Origin of the sequence: Glutamicibacter arilaitensis, from assembly GCF_044793945.1 — a bacterium.
Classification (GTDB): domain Bacteria; phylum Actinomycetota; class Actinomycetes; order Actinomycetales; family Micrococcaceae; genus Glutamicibacter; species Glutamicibacter arilaitensis_B.
In genome coordinates this window covers 1,721,299-1,735,223 of record NZ_CP084994.1, presented here as the reverse complement: position 1 = coordinate 1,735,223, position 13,925 = coordinate 1,721,299, and the positions used below count along the sequence as shown (strand labels likewise).

14 protein-coding genes are annotated in these 13,925 nt (G+C 61.5%); 8 read left to right on the top strand and 6 right to left on the bottom strand.

Annotated elements, in window-relative coordinates; translation table 11 throughout:
• Nucleotides 1–30 precede the first annotated feature (30 nt).
• The 3 genes from cysK (at nt 31) to LG294_RS07950 (ending at nt 3,484) form a co-directional block, all read left to right on the top strand.
• Nucleotides 31–966, top strand: a complete 936-nt coding sequence (gene cysK, locus LG294_RS07960) for a cysteine synthase A (RefSeq protein ID WP_404291184.1) — start codon at nt 31–33, stop codon at nt 964–966.
• Nucleotides 967–1,108: 142 nt separating this feature from the next.
• Entirely contained in the window at nt 1,109–1,693 is a 585-nt protein-coding gene (gene epsC, locus LG294_RS07955) for a serine O-acetyltransferase EpsC (RefSeq protein WP_404291182.1), read from the top strand.
• Nucleotides 1,694–1,903: 210 nt separating this feature from the next.
• Nucleotides 1,904–3,484 (top strand): alpha/beta hydrolase domain-containing protein, encoded by a 1,581-nt coding sequence (locus tag LG294_RS07950; RefSeq protein ID WP_404291180.1) that lies wholly within the window; start codon nt 1,904–1,906, stop codon nt 3,482–3,484.
• An 87-nt stretch (nt 3,485–3,571) separates the two neighbouring features.
• Here LG294_RS07950 and LG294_RS07945 read toward each other — a convergent pair whose 3' ends face one another.
• Nucleotides 3,572–4,855, bottom strand: a complete 1,284-nt coding sequence (locus tag LG294_RS07945) for a dicarboxylate/amino acid:cation symporter (protein WP_404291178.1) — start codon at nt 4,853–4,855, stop codon at nt 3,572–3,574.
• Between the two features lie 391 nt (nt 4,856–5,246).
• On the opposite strand from LG294_RS07945, the gene LG294_RS07940 reads away from it, so the two are divergent.
• The 4 genes from LG294_RS07940 to LG294_RS07925 all read left to right on the top strand — a co-directional run bounded on the left by LG294_RS07940 (nt 5,247) and on the right by LG294_RS07925 (nt 9,486).
• A complete protein-coding gene (locus tag LG294_RS07940) occupies nt 5,247–6,140 on the top strand; it encodes a dihydrodipicolinate synthase family protein (protein WP_404291176.1) in 894 nt (297 codons plus the stop codon).
• Between the two features lie 3 nt (nt 6,141–6,143).
• Nucleotides 6,144–8,405 (top strand): ATP-binding cassette domain-containing protein, encoded by a 2,262-nt coding sequence (locus LG294_RS07935; RefSeq protein WP_404291174.1) that lies wholly within the window; start codon nt 6,144–6,146, stop codon nt 8,403–8,405.
• Between the two features lie 3 nt (nt 8,406–8,408).
• A complete protein-coding gene (locus tag LG294_RS07930) occupies nt 8,409–8,888 on the top strand; it encodes a GNAT family N-acetyltransferase (protein ID WP_404291172.1) in 480 nt (159 codons plus the stop codon).
• Nucleotides 8,889–8,964: 76 nt separating this feature from the next.
• A complete protein-coding gene (locus LG294_RS07925) occupies nt 8,965–9,486 on the top strand; it encodes a DinB family protein (RefSeq protein WP_404291170.1) in 522 nt (173 codons plus the stop codon).
• On the opposite strand, the gene LG294_RS07920 is transcribed toward LG294_RS07925, so the two are convergent.
• The 5 genes from LG294_RS07920 to LG294_RS07900 all read right to left on the bottom strand — a co-directional run bounded on the left by LG294_RS07920 (nt 9,487) and on the right by LG294_RS07900 (nt 13,213).
• Nucleotides 9,487–10,017: a hypothetical protein gene (locus LG294_RS07920; RefSeq protein WP_404291168.1), complete on the bottom strand. Its 531-nt coding sequence runs from the start codon at nt 10,015–10,017 to the stop codon at nt 9,487–9,489. It lies immediately after the preceding gene.
• A 323-nt stretch (nt 10,018–10,340) separates the two neighbouring features.
• Nucleotides 10,341–10,955 carry a TetR family transcriptional regulator C-terminal domain-containing protein gene (locus LG294_RS07915; RefSeq protein WP_404291166.1) on the bottom strand — a complete coding sequence of 205 codons (615 nt, stop codon included), beginning with the start codon at nt 10,953–10,955 and terminating at the stop codon, nt 10,341–10,343.
• Nucleotides 10,956–10,961: 6 nt separating this feature from the next.
• Nucleotides 10,962–11,342 (bottom strand): hypothetical protein, encoded by a 381-nt coding sequence (locus LG294_RS07910; protein WP_404291164.1) that lies wholly within the window; start codon nt 11,340–11,342, stop codon nt 10,962–10,964.
• Between the two features lie 426 nt (nt 11,343–11,768).
• Nucleotides 11,769–12,779: an NADP-dependent oxidoreductase gene (locus LG294_RS07905; RefSeq protein WP_404291162.1), complete on the bottom strand. Its 1,011-nt coding sequence runs from the start codon at nt 12,777–12,779 to the stop codon at nt 11,769–11,771.
• A gap of 47 nt (nt 12,780–12,826) precedes the next feature.
• Nucleotides 12,827–13,213 carry a DUF1304 domain-containing protein gene (locus tag LG294_RS07900; RefSeq protein ID WP_404291160.1) on the bottom strand — a complete coding sequence of 129 codons (387 nt, stop codon included), beginning with the start codon at nt 13,211–13,213 and terminating at the stop codon, nt 12,827–12,829.
• A 100-nt stretch (nt 13,214–13,313) separates the two neighbouring features.
• On the opposite strand from LG294_RS07900, the gene LG294_RS07895 reads away from it, so the two are divergent.
• Nucleotides 13,314–13,892, top strand: coding sequence for a TetR/AcrR family transcriptional regulator (locus tag LG294_RS07895; RefSeq protein WP_404291158.1), 579 nt, complete (start codon nt 13,314–13,316; stop codon nt 13,890–13,892).
• Nucleotides 13,893–13,925 lie beyond the last annotated feature (33 nt).

The window sequence follows — 13,925 nt, the reverse complement described above, 5'->3', positions numbered from 1 at the left end:
TGCATCGAGTCACGTAAGGATTGCGTATACATGGGCAAGATCTACAACAATGTCACCGAGATCATCGGAAACACCCCACTGGTGAAGCTCAACCGCCTAGGTGAAGGCCTGCCAGGCAGCATCGCAGTGAAGCTGGAATTCTACAACCCAGCGAACTCGGTCAAGGACCGTATCGGCGTAGCCATCGTTGATGCTGCAGAAAAGTCCGGTGACTTGAAGCCAGGTGGAACCATCGTTGAAGGCACCAGTGGCAACACCGGCATCGCGCTGGCAATGGTTGGCGCGGCCCGCGGCTACAAGGTCATCTTGACCATGCCCGAGACCATGTCCACCGAGCGCCGGGTGATGCTGCGCGCTTATGGTGCCGAGATCGTGCTGACCCCGGGTGCTGATGGCATGCGCGGTGCGGTGGAAAAGGCCAAGGAAATCGTTGCCACCTCGGAGAACGCCATCTGGGCGCAGCAGTTCGCGAACACCGCGAACCCGCAGGTGCACGCGGACACCACGGGCCCGGAGATCTGGGCCGATACCGACGGCAAGATCGACGTGCTCGTAGCCGGTATCGGTACCGGTGGCACCATCACCGGTGCTGGACGCTACCTGAAGGAAAAGAACCCTAACCTGAAGATCGTTGCTGTCGAGCCAAAGGATTCGCCAATCCTCAACGGCGGCAAGCCAGGCCCGCACAAGATTCAGGGTCTGGGCGCGAACTTCATCCCTGAGGTGCTCGATACCGAGCTCTACGACGAGGTACTCGACGCGTCGATCGAGGATTCGGTATCCGTGGCACGTGAACTGGGCGTCAAGGAAGGCATCCTCGGCGGTATTTCCGCCGGCGCAGCCGTCTGGGGTGCACTGCAGATCGCGGCCCGCGAAGAGTTCGCTGGCAAGCAGATCGTCACCGTAATCCCTGACTTTGGCGAGCGTTACATTTCCACCCTGCTGTTCGATGACATCCGCGGCTAAGAAATAGTTTCCTGCTCCGCGAATAAATCGGCGTGGCCCGTCGTTGGATCTTAATAAGTCCACGGTGCGGTTCGCGCCGATTTGTCATGTGACCAATTCAAGGGCACGCCAGCTTGCTGCAAGCACTATGAAGGTTGTATTTATGAGTTTTTTCTTCCGGTTACGCGAAGACCTCGCCAACGCTCGCTCCCACGACCCGGCAGCACGCAGCGATACCGAGAACTTCTTCGTGTATTCAGGACTGCACGCCATCTGGATTCACCGGCTGGCGCATAAAATGTGGCAGAACCCCTCACTGCGTTGGCCGGCCAGGCTGCTCTCGCAGGCCAACCGCGCGATCACCGGAATTGAGATCCACCCCGGTGCCACGATTGGGCGGCGCTTCTTCATCGACCACGGCATGGGAATCGTCATCGGCGAAACCGCCGAGATCGGCGACGACGTGATGCTCTATCACGGCGTGACCCTGGGCGGCCGGTCGCTGGCAAAGACCAAGCGGCACCCGACCATCGAGGATCGCGTGGTCATCGGAGCCGGGGCGAAAATCCTGGGTCCGATCACCATTGGCGCCGACTCGGCCGTTGGCGCGAATGCGGTGGTCGTCAAGGATGCACCGGCAGGCTCGATCGTCACCGGCATTCCGGCGCAGAATCGCCCGCGCAAGCCTGAAGAGCATAAGCCGGCGGTGGATCCGGCGGAATATATCGATCCGGCGATGTGGATCTGATTTCCCGCTGAAACGCCTCAGGTGGCCCGGTGCTTTGGACAGCAGTTGCTGTTCGAATCACCGGGCCATTTGCATTTTCGCGTGGATTCCAACGAGCCGCTGGCAAGTTATGGCAACCAGTGGACTGCCCCAAGTGACCTCTGACACGCTGGCGTCCAGGGGTGCGCAGGTGCATCCCGATCATCAACTTTCCCCACGAAGGAGTGGATCGTGCCTCATCAATTCGGAAACCGTCGATACCGAAAGCTTCTGGCGGTGTCCTGCATCGGCGCGCTGAGCCTTGCAACGCTCGCGTCCCCGGCCGGCGCTTCCCCGTCCAAGACTGCGCAGGCGGAGAGCAACACGCTTGAAGCTGTCCCGCAGGTGCTCGGACCAATCGCAGTCACCGAGGACAGCTATCCCTGGTCGGCGCTGGAGCATGCCCGGGTGCCGGTGGATGTTTCGGACCTAGGCTACGTGGAGGAGGAATTTTTCCTGCGCGGCGAAGCGAATGTCTATGAGAATCCCGAAGGCGAATTGCAGGTCGTCACCGAAAACGTTCCTTACACCAACCACATGCTGGTGCGCCGCCCAGCCAAGAAGGCAGATTCTTCCGGCGTGGTGCTCGTGGACATCCTCAATGCCTCCAACGGTTTTCCCGGCGAAGACCATCTGCGGCGCATGTGGGATTGGGCCGCAGAAGAAGGGCACACGATCATTGGCGTGAGTTCCAAACCCATCCAGGTCGACGCGTTGAAGAACTTCGACCCCGAACGCTACGCGCCGTTGAGCTGGGATGTCGAGGATGCTGAGCGCGAGCCGATTATCGCCGACCGCGATGACCCCTCGTCCTTCGATCCGTTCATGGTGGTGCCCGGCGCCGAAGAAGGACTCGCCTGGGACATCATCACCCAGGTGGGCACGCTGCTGGAGAGCAAGCCGGGCCGTGCGGTGCTCGGCGGGCAGCAGGCGAAGACCGTGCTGCTCATGGGCCAGTCGCAGTCGGGGCTCTATCTGAACACCTATGCCTCGAACTTCCATGGGCTCGTCACCGAAGCTAACCGCGGACCGGTCTTCGACGGGTATCTGAACACCGTCGGCGCCGTTCTGGAGCGTCCCCTGGCGCAGTCGCAGACCGGCGGGCTGGTGACCGCGCCCGGCTCCGAGCCGGCGCTGGATGTCCCGTTCATCACGGTGACCGCCGAGGGCGATGCGGGCCTGTTCGGGGCCGCCACCCTCGCCGAGAAGGAGCTGCCAGCCAATCGGCGGCACTGGCAGGTGCCGGGTACCGCGCACACCGATCTGCTCTCGCCGGTCATCCCGGCTGACGCCGAAATCTACCGATCCGGAAGGCTGCCGAATACCGCGGTGCACGATGAGGCGTTCCGCGACTCGCTGAATACCTACCCGCTGGAACCTGCGGTGGTTGCGGCCACACAGTCGCTGATCGATTGGTCCAAGCGAAATCGCGAAGCCGCGCCCTCCAAGTGGTTCGAGCAGTCAGCGGGCCAGTTGGAACTCGCTGCGGACGGCAATGTCGCTGGAGGGCTTCGCTACGGACTGCTCGAGCATTCTTTGGGCCAATTCCGTGGGGCAGCGCAGCCGGGCGCGGTCTATGGTTCGATGGAGCTGATCTCTGCAGAAGAATTCGCGAAGAGCTTCGGGACCCGGGCGGATTATCTGGAACTGATCGGCAAGGTCGATGCGAAACTGGTCGAGCAGGGGTACCTCACGCAATGGGGTGAACGGTACTTCGCCGAGGTAGCCAACGATTTGTTGGATCGCATCGGAGTTCCGGCCGGCACGAAGTAGCCACCAGCGACGGATTGAGGCCTTAAACCACGCAGGACCAACGCTTTGTGCGTTGGTCCTGCGTGGTTTTTGGGGTGGTGCGAAGAATTAGTCGCCCAGGGTGTGCGAAGCGGTATCGCTGCCCGTGATGACCTCGACCTTCTCATCGGCAGGATCCTGCGCCTGCGCGCCAAGCTTTCCGCGGGTGAGCTTGTGCATGATCAACGCAATGGCGCCGTCGCCGGTCACGTTGGTGGCGGTGCCGAAGCTGTCCAGCGCGATGTAGGCGGCGAACATCAGGCCAACCTCGACCTCGCCGAAGCCCAGCATCTGCGCCAGCAAGCCAGCGGCGGCAGCGATAGCGCCACCTGGAACACCGGGAGCTGCGATCATCATGACGCCAAGCATCAAGATGAATGGCAAGAACGCGCCGAGGGAAACGTCGCCTCCGGTGAGCAGCAGCACCGCGAGGGAGAAGCAGGTGATCTTGACCATCGAGCCGGAAAGGTGGATAGTCGCGCCCAGCGGCACCACGAACCCTGCCACCGAATCGGAGACGCCGTTCTTCTTCGCCGAGGCAAGGGTGACCGGAATGGTTGCCGCGGAGGAGGAAGTGCCCAAGGCGGTGAAGTAGGCGTCGCGCATGTTCCACAGTGCCTTCAGCGGGTTCTGTCCGGTCATCGAGCCGGCCACCGTGTACTGGACCAGCAGGACCACCAGGGTCAGGGCGAAGGACACTAGGGCAACAAGCAGGAACTTGGTTACCACGGTCATAGCCGAGCCGCTGGCCGAAAGGTCAAGGAAGATACCGAAGATGAACAATGGCAGAGCCGGAACGATAATGCGGCGGATCACCATTTCGATGATCGTACGGAATTCGACCGCACCGCGGAAGAGTACTGTGCTGCGGAATGCGGTGAGGCCGATACCGATCACAAATGCGAGGATCAGCGCGCTCATCACACCGATGACTGGTTCCAGGACAATCTCGGTTGCCCCTTCACCGGCGGAGCTGACCAGTGAGAAGTATGGTTCGAATCCGGATCCGGAGTCCTCACTGAGTGATTCAACTCCGCCACCGCTGAGCGAGGCGGTGAACAACCAGCGACCCACGAAGTAGGCCAACAGACCGGCTAGAACGGTCGAGGTGTAAGCGATCAGTGCTGTCACTCCGAGCCACTTGCCGGCGCCCTTACCCAGTTCGGCAATAGCGGGCATTACCAGACCCAAGATGATCAGGGGCACGATGAAGCTCAGGAATCCCGAGAAGATCGAGTTGTACGTGAGGAATACGCTGCCCAGTCCCACGGGCATAACCGGTCCAAGCAGAATGCCCAGGACGATAGCAACGAGGATCCACCCAAGTAGCGGGATCTTTTTCAACAGGTTCATGGGCTTCCTTCAAGGTAACGAATGATGAGTGACGAGCAGTCCGGCGTCGAGCCCACGCGCTTTTGTGGCGTACGACATGCTTCCATAATGTTAGGGCTTGGCTTCGATTCATAGAAACCATGGGCTTCGTCTATGGATGAGACGTCACCCGGCGCCGATAACTCTCGCTTTTTGTCCAGAAAATCCCGGCCGAGGCGAATTCGCGCAGCGTTTCGTCTCCAGACAACGTTTAAACGCTAGCGCGCCTAGTCGTTGGGGGCACAAAGTTACTTGCACCGCGTCATATTCTGCCGCGAGGCGAGCATCACGCGTGGCAGCCGGATCCCTCGTGGCACCCCCGTGTTTAATGAGGGTCATCCGTCTATCCGCAAATGACTTGGAGCACTTCGAAATGTTTTCCGGGCTCAGCGCCTTCCCGCTCACTCCCCTAGTTGAGGACCGGCTCGACGAGCCTGGCTTCATCGAGCTTATCGAGCGGCTGTCCACCAGCGGCGTGGACTCGATCACCGTGCTCGGTTCCACCGGCATGTATGCCTACCTCGATTCCGGCGAGCGCGCACGGGTAGCTGGCCTTGCGGTTTCGCATGCCAACGGTATGCCGGTATTCGTGGGCGTCGGTGCGCTACGCACCTCGCAGGTTATGGCGAATGTGCATTCAGCCGAGCTGGCCGGAGCCCAAGGATTGCTTCTGGCGCCGGTGAGCTACCAACCGTTGAGTGACGAGGAGGTTTTTGCGCTGTTTGCCGCTGTCTGTCAGGCGAGTACGCTCCCGGTGATCCTCTATGACAATCCGGGCACCACTCACTTCAGCTTCAGCCTGGAGCTCTACGCGCGCATCAGCGCATTGCCCAATGTGGTGTCGATCAAGATCCCCCCGCTGCCGTCGGACCCGCACCAAGCCGAACAGCGTATCAAAGCGATCCGTTCGGTGATCCCAGCGGATGTCACCTTGGGGATTTCGGGAGACGCTTTCGCCGCCGCTGGCCTGGCAGCCGGATGCGATGGGTGGTACAGCGTGCTCGCCGGGACGCTACCGGCGCTGGCTCTGCGGATCGCGGCTCCAGCCAAGGAGGGAAAGCATGAATTGGCACTCGCCGCATCGGGGCAACTTGCTCATTTGTGGGACTTCTACACCGCCTGCGGAGGCAGTGCTCGCGCCATTGCTGGGCTGGCCCGCGAACTCGGGATGGTGTCGGACTCCGCGCTGCCTGCCCCGTTGCACAATTTGAGCGACGAACTGCGAATCCGCGCCCGAGAGTTGCTGCGGGAACTGGGTAGGATTTAGTTCATGACCCAGCATCTTGCAGATACCCACGATATGATCCGCGTCCGCCAAGCACGGGAGAACAACCTGCAGGGTGTGGATGCCGATATTCCCAAGCGTCGTATTACGGCGTTTACCGGTGTTTCCGGGTCGGGGAAATCATCGTTGGTGTTTGGCACGATCGCTGCGGAGTCGCAACGCCTGATCAATGAAACCTACACTTCCTTCGTGCAGTCCTTCATGCCTTCGATGCCGCGCCCTGATGTCGAGGTGCTGGAGAACCTGTCGGCAGCGATCGTGGTGGACCAGGAACGCATGGGAGCGAACTCCCGCTCCACGGTGGGCACCGCCACCGACGCGTATTCGCTGCTGCGTGTGCTCTACTCGCGTTATTCCACGCCGAGCGCCGGGGGCGCCGGAGCGTATTCGTTCAACCTCGGCGAAGGGGCGTGCGCGACCTGTGAAGGATTTGGCACCGAGGCTAGCATCGATCTGGATGAACTGCTTGACTGGGACAAGACGCTGAACGAGGGGGCCATCAAGGCTCCGAACTTCGCCCCGGATTCATGGCTATGGCAAACGCTGACCGCGGGAACCGAGCCGGATCTGGAGGTGAAGCTCAGCGCAATGCCCAAGGAGATGCTGGAGCGGATGCTCTATGCCGAACCGGGCAAGGTCAAGCTCAATGGGGCGAATATGAGCTACGCCGGGCTGATCACCCGGATCAAGTCCAATTACATTCACTCGGGCCGGGAAATCAAGCAGGCGCATATCCGCGATTGGATCGCGCGGATCTCCACGACCGCACCCTGCTCGGCCTGCGCGGGTTCACGTTTGAGCGAGAAGGCCCGCGCCTCGAAGATTTCCGGCCTGAGAATCGCAGAGATGACCGCCATGCAGGTAACCGACCTGCATGGAGTGCTCGAAAAACTGGATATCGAAGATGCAGCTCCCCTGCTGGTGAATCTGCGCGCGATTCTCGCCTCCATGATCCAGATCGGCTTGGGCTATATTTCGCTCGACCGCCCGGCCGGCACCCTCTCCGGCGGCGAGGCGCAGCGCGTGAAGATGATCCGCCACCTCGGCAGCGCGCTCTCCGATGTCACCTATGTCTTCGATGAGCCCACGGTGGGATTGCACCCGCACGACATCCAGCGCATGAACCACCTGCTGCGCGACCTGCGCGACAAGGGCAACACGGTGCTGGTCGTCGAGCACAAGCCGGAGGTCATCAAGATCGCGGATCACGTGATCGATCTCGGTCCCGGCGCCGGGCTGCACGGTGGCAATATCAGCTACGCGGGGAACCTCGAGGGCCTCTTGGCCAGCGACACCGTCACCGGCAGGCATTTCTCCGCCCGCGTGCCATTGAAGCAAAATGTGCGCAGCGGCAAGGATCCGTTGCAGATCCGCGCAGCGAGCACGCACAATCTGAAAAATGTGGACGTGGACATCCCCAAGGGCGTGCTCTGCGCGGTCACCGGGGTGGCGGGCTCCGGAAAGTCCACGCTCATCCACTCCACCATTTCCAAGCGCGACGACGTCGCGGTGGTGGACCAGTCCGCCATTCGCGGCTCCCGGCGCAGCAACCCAGCCACCTACACCTCGATCCTGGACCCGATCCGCGCAGCCTTCGCCAAGGCCAATGGCGTCAAGCCGGCGCTCTTCAGCGCCAACTCGGAAGGCGCCTGCCCGAACTGCAACGGGGTGGGCTTCATCTACACCGACCTGGCCACCATGGCCGGGGTGCAGCTGCTCTGCGAGGTCTGCGAAGGCAAGCGCTACACCGCGCAGGTCCTCGAATACCGCCTGGAGGGGCTGAACATCGCCGAGGTGCTCAACCTGAGTATCGAACAAGCGTTCGAACAGCTCAAAATCCCCAAGGCCAAAGCCATGCTCGAACGGCTGAACCAGGTGGGGCTGGGCTACATCAAGCTCGGCCAACCGCTTAACACCCTCTCCGGCGGGGAGCGCCAACGCCTGAAGCTCGCCATCAACCTGGGCAAGGGGCAGGGAACCTACATCCTGGATGAACCCACCACCGGCCTGCATATGGCGGACGTTGACCGGCTGCTGGGACTGCTCGACGAAATGGTGGATGAAGGCAATACGGTGATCGTGATCGAGCACCACCTGGCAGTCATCGCCCATGCAGACTGGGTGATCGACTTGGGTCCGGGCGCAGGGCATGACGGTGGAAGCATAGTCTTCGAAGGAACGCCGCAGCAGCTGGCCAACTCCGGAACCCTCACCGGCCAGCACCTGAACGAATACACCGCCGGATAAGGCATGGACTTCACCCTGCGCGCCCCCGAACCTAAGGATATCGAGGCGCTTGCCCAGCTGCATACCCAATGCTGGAAGCAAAGCTATGCGCATCTATTGCCCGCGGATTATTTCACCGCTCAACGCCTTGAGTCACGCCGCCTGCTCTGGGGACGCCTGATCGGCGATGAAAACCCGAAGCTGCGCCGGGTCGTGGCCGAAGAAAAAGGAGAACTGGTCGGCTTGGCGCTCGCCGGTCCGAGCCTGGACGGCGAGTGCCAGCTGCAGCTCTACAGTCTCTATCTGCTGGCGCAATCTCATGGGACGGGCATCGGGCAGGCCCTTTTCGATGCGGTGCTGGGAGCAGAGCCGGGGATGCTGTGGGTGGCGAGGGACAATCCGCGGGCCACGGCCTTTTATCTGCGCAATGGATTCGCCTTCGACGGAGCCGAAAAGGCGGATCCAGAGGTGCCGCAAATGATCGAGTTGCGCATGCTTCGCTGAGGGGCTCTGGCGGAGCCTACAATGAAGTTCGTCGGCTCACCGGCCGGATTGAGATCTCTGCGTAAGGGGTAGCGCCATGGAGGAAGCCAAGTCCCGGATCATCCAGGGCTACCGGCAGGATGCGCAAAGCTTGCAAGGCTATCTGCGTGGGGCCTCTCCAGCGGGCCTGCGCCGCAGGAGCTCGGGAACGCGCTGGACCAATGAGCAATTGCTCTTCCATATGGTGTTCGGGTACATGGTGGTCCGCGTCCTGATCCCGCTGGTGCATTTGCTGGTGCGTGCTCCAGCCGGAGTGCAATCGGGGTTTTCGCGACTGCTGAACGCCGGAACCCCGCTGTTCCATCCGGTGAACTACGCCGGTTCCTGCGCGGCGGCACTGGTGTTCAACCACCGGCGCATGGAGCGCCGGCTGCGGCGCACCATGCTCGCCCTGGAACGATCGCTGGAACGCGAGAGCCCTGCGGCCTTAGCGCGGCGAACGGATTTCCCGGAGCGCTGGGACCCGTTTTTCTCTCGATCCATGTCTCTATCGGAGATCTACGCCTACCCCAGTGCGCATTTCGCATTCCACGCGCGGCAGCTGAGCCTGGAGGCTTAGCTACTCGCTGGTGAAGATCTTCAGGATCTCCGGGTCGCTGACGCGCCCCAGTTTCTGGTCGATCTGCAGCGCCAGCTGCGCCTGGCGCATCATGGTCTCGTGCTCGGGGCGCAGCTCTGGATTCAAGCGTATTCCCATGGAAGTGAAGCGCCGGGACTTGCTCAGCGCCAGATCCTTGACGATATCGTGGATCATCGCCAGATCCTCGGGTTGCACCTTCCAGCGCAATTTACTCAGATGCGCCCACTCCCGGCGCTGTGCGTCATCCAAGCCGTCTGGCATCTCGCCTTGGCCTTGGAGGTGGGCGAGCATGGTGGTGCCCAAGTTCTGCTCCACCGTGCTGTCCGCCAGGCAATGGTCCACGGCGTTTTCCACGCGCGCCCACCATTGCCCGGCGCTGTCGATCTTGGTCCGGAATTGCAAGGATCTAATCGCCACGAAGGCTCCCACCGCAGCGACTATGACGGCGAACAGCGGGGCGAGCAGCAGCAGTCCCGCGCCCGTCCCGGATGCCGAAACTATTCCATACATGATTCGATCCTAGCCCGGCCCACAGGCCTTGCGGCGCAGTTGCATCGACTAAATGCGGACCGGCAACTTTGCGGTGTTGGCGCCGCGCAGCTTTGCTTCCGGTCGTGTTGCGAACCATGATCCGCTGGGGCCAACAGGCCACAGCGATTCCAGAAGTTCCTGATCGACCTATGCGAAAGGATGGGGACCGAACAACGCCTTCGGCAGGACCAGCGCCTGGGCTCCACGGGCCGGCTGGACTTGGATCGCGATCGCCTGCGGAGCGCTAGCGTCGGTCTAAAAAAGCGAGTGCTCGGGCTCGCGATGCTCTGGCGCTGTTCATTTCAAGGCTTCGAGGTACCGCGGCCGACGGCCGAGGTGAAGTAGAAGTCCAGCATCTCGGTCAGTGGCTGGGCATTTCCCCGAAGCCGGCTGCGAAGCGCGGCCCCTTCCCAGCAATCCACCAAGAGGGTCGCCATGATTCGGGGGTCGGCCCCGGCCGCAACCTCGCCGCGTTCGACAGCCAGCTGAAGGCAGCCCGCGATCCGTTCGGCAATCTGGGTCAGACATCCGTCGATCTTGCGCCGGAACACCTCGCTCACCCCAGAGAGTTCCTGGCCCAGGCCCCCCAGGAGGCAGCCCAGATAACCTTCATCCCGGTAGCTCTGCTGGGTCAGCTCGAAGAATGCGCGTACCCGGTCAAGCGGAACACGTTCTTCATTGTTCAGGCACGCGTCCAGACCGTCATGAACCCCGCGCATGTACTGCCCGATGACTTGGAGCGCAAAATCTTCTTTGTCCCGGAAGTGATGGTAGAAGGAGCCCTTCGGGGTGCCGGTGGCCGCGAGCAGTGCCTGGATCCCCAGATCGTTGTAGCCCTGCTTCAGCAACATCGGCATCCCCGCATCGAGCAGGAGCTGCTTAGTCGGATGGTGAATTTGAGGAGACGGTGCGTCCACGAGGGGTTAGCCACCGACTTTCTTGATCATATGGTCGATAACCTCGCTGTGCGGCTGCTCCGGGCTGAACATGACGATCTGGGCATCGGCATCGACGCGCACGTTGTGGCCCGACGGCCAGTAAAAGAGATCATGGGCGTCGACCGTTTCCTGAGCGCCCAGGGAATCCGTGGTGGTGATCCGGCCTTGCAGCACGTAGCCCCAATGCGGGCACTGGCACAGATCGCCTTCCAGTCCCTCGAACAACGCGGTGGTGTCCACGCCCGCGGCGAGGGTGAAGTATTCACCGCTGATGGACTCGAATCCGCTCCCCTCGCCGAATCCCTTGCGCTGACGGATCACCGCGCCGGGAATTTCCATCCTGACTTCGACATCGTCCCTTGCCACACGCATGATTCTTCTCCCTTGAAGAAATACTGCATAAATTAGACCGGTCGGTCTATTTCTACTCTACGCTTCACGCTGTCGCTCTCCAAGGGTAGGAGCCAGATACTTTCTCGGCTTTCGGCGGCCGCCGATGCACTGTGCACCGGGAACCGCGAGGTGGCCTGCGGGAATGGAGCTTTTCATGCATTCCCGCAATTTGAACCGGCCAGGCGAACGGTGACCGGCCAAGCTCCGAAGCCACCGACTTTCATCTCACCGCGCATGGTTCAATCCTCCGAACCGCGTATTTGCTCACCTAATCACGCTTGGTCTTGGTCGGGCATAATTCTCGATGCACTCTGGCAGCGACGGCAGAGAACAGGCGCGCCGCTGGGCTCTGCAAAGTCATTGCAGAGCCCAGCGGCACTCACCCCATGGTTCTGGCGGCTAGATCCGCACCAGCATCTTGCCGGTGTTGGCGCCGCGCATCATGTCCAGGAACGCATCCACGGTGTGCTCGATGCCCTCAACGATGGTCTCGTCGTAGGCGATCTTGCCCGAGGCGAACCAATCCCCCATTTTCTGCCCGAACTCCCCGGACAGGTGCAGGTAGCTGGAGAGGGTGAAACCCTGCAGCTTGAGCCCGCGGGTGATCAGGTTGGCCATATTCTCCGGGCCGGCGGCTTTTTGCGTGGTGTTGTAGCCGGAGATGGCGCCGCATAGTGCTGCGCGGCCGCCGTCATTGAATGAGGCCAGCGCAGCTTCGAGGTGCTCGCCGCCGACATTGTCGAAGAACACATCGATTCCCTCGGGAGCCGCGGCGGCCAGCTGTCCACGCACGTCGCCGTCCTTGTAGTTGAATGCCGCGTCGTAGCCGTACTTGCTGGTCAGCAATTCGACCTTCTCGGCGCTGCCGGCCGAACCGATGACCCGCTTGGCTCCGAGCAGCTTGGCGATCTGTCCGGCCGCGGTGCCCACGGCCCCTGCGGCACCGGAGATGAAGACGGTCTCCCCGGCCTTCAACGAGGCAATCTCGGTTAGGCCGACATAAGCGGTCAACCCGGTCATGCCCAGGATATGCAAGCGCAATGACAGGGGCATGCCCGGAATCTCGGGTACCTGGCTGAAGCTGGAGGCATCGTCCTGGATGGTGTCGGACCAGCCGTGCTGGTGGAGCACCACCGCTCCGACCGGCAGCTCTTCGGATGCGGACTCGACGACGCGGCCAATCGCGCCTCCGGTGATCCGTTCGCCAATGCCATAGGGCGCGACATAGGAACGTGCGTCGCTCATTCGTCCGCGCATATATGGGTCGACGGAAATGAATTCATTGCGTACTCGCACCTGGCCGTCGCGCAGCGGTTCGAAGGAGCTGGTGGTGACGTTGAAGTTTTCGGCAGTTGGCCAACCGGTGGGACGGCTAGCTAGCTGGATCTGCGTACTGGTAAATTCGCTCATCCTGATGAGTACCTTTCTCGGGGTGGTTGTCGGGTACGGAAAATAACCTAGAGGGCCAGACCAAGGATCATGAAGATCACCGCGAGCAGCGGTAGCACTCCCTGCTTCAGCGCGGCGGACGCCTTGTCAGGGCTGGAGATCAGCAGTACCGTGGCGGCCAGCACCATGGAACCGGCCCCGGTGAGCACCAAGGTGGCTGCGATCACCGGCTGGCCCATGAGGAAGAGCCCCACACCAAGCAAAACGGCGATTCCGAGGAACAGGTTGTAGAAGCCCTGGTTGAAGGCCAGTTCCTTGGTGGCCTTCGCTTCTGCCTCGCTGGTTCCAAAAATCGCGCGCGCTCGCGGGGTGGTCCACCACACGGATTCCATAAGGAAGATGTACACGTGAATTACGGCTGCCAACGCGCCAAGCACGAGTCCGGTAATAACCATGATTGAGGGGCTCCCTACGGGCTTCGCGGCCAAAGTTATTTTGTAATGACCATTTCAATATATACTGGAATGGTCGTTACCGAAAGTGGAAAGGCATGTGATGGCAAGAACACTAGCTTTCGACCGCGCGGAAGTCATTGAAAATGCTCGCTCGGTTTTCTGGTCCAAGGGCTTCGAGGCCGCCTCGGTGCCGGAGCTCGAAGCCGCCACGGGACTCAGCCGCTCCAGTATCTACAATTCCTTCGGCTCCAAGCGCGGCCTGTTCGATGCGGCTGTCGTCAGCTACCTCGACGAGATCGTGAGGCCACGGCTGCGCCCGCTGCTCACCGACCAGGTTTCCGCCTCGGCGCTCACCGATTACCTGCAGGGGCTCGCCGCGGTTTTCGCCCGCCCCGAATCCCTGCCCGCCGCGCACGGTTGCCTGTTGATCAATACCGCCAGCGCGCCGCTGGCAAAGGACACGCAGATTTCGCGCCTCATCGGCGAATACCGCGCCGAGCTGCAGGCTGCGATACTCCGTGGTGTAACCAGCGCGCTGCCCGGAGTGAGCGACGAACGCGCAAATATGCTGAGCACCGCGATCACCGGACTTGTGGTCGCTTCCTTTGCCCTGGTGCGCATCGCGCCCCAAGAGGCGGTGCGGCTGCTGACCACCGCCGAACTGCTGCTCAACGACTAACCTCGCTTAAACGAACACACCCGCAGATTCTCA

Coding starts and splice junctions, on each gene's coding strand:
- LG294_RS07935 (WP_404291174.1), top strand. CDS start 6,144: ATGACCCAGCATCTTGCAGATACCCACGATATGATCCGCGTCCGCCAA.
- LG294_RS07925 (WP_404291170.1), top strand. CDS start 8,965: ATGGAGGAAGCCAAGTCCCGGATCATCCAGGGCTACCGGCAGGATGCG.
- LG294_RS07945 (WP_404291178.1), bottom strand. CDS start 4,855: ATGAACCTGTTGAAAAAGATCCCGCTACTTGGGTGGATCCTCGTTGCT.
- epsC (WP_404291182.1), top strand. CDS start 1,109: ATGAGTTTTTTCTTCCGGTTACGCGAAGACCTCGCCAACGCTCGCTCC.
- LG294_RS07895 (WP_404291158.1), top strand. CDS start 13,314: ATGGCAAGAACACTAGCTTTCGACCGCGCGGAAGTCATTGAAAATGCT.
- cysK (WP_404291184.1), top strand. CDS start 31: ATGGGCAAGATCTACAACAATGTCACCGAGATCATCGGAAACACCCCA.
- LG294_RS07940 (WP_404291176.1), top strand. CDS start 5,247: ATGTTTTCCGGGCTCAGCGCCTTCCCGCTCACTCCCCTAGTTGAGGAC.
- LG294_RS07930 (WP_404291172.1), top strand. CDS start 8,409: ATGGACTTCACCCTGCGCGCCCCCGAACCTAAGGATATCGAGGCGCTT.
- LG294_RS07900 (WP_404291160.1), bottom strand. CDS start 13,213: ATGGTTATTACCGGACTCGTGCTTGGCGCGTTGGCAGCCGTAATTCAC.
- LG294_RS07920 (WP_404291168.1), bottom strand. CDS start 10,017: ATGTATGGAATAGTTTCGGCATCCGGGACGGGCGCGGGACTGCTGCTG.
- LG294_RS07905 (WP_404291162.1), bottom strand. CDS start 12,779: ATGAGCGAATTTACCAGTACGCAGATCCAGCTAGCTAGCCGTCCCACC.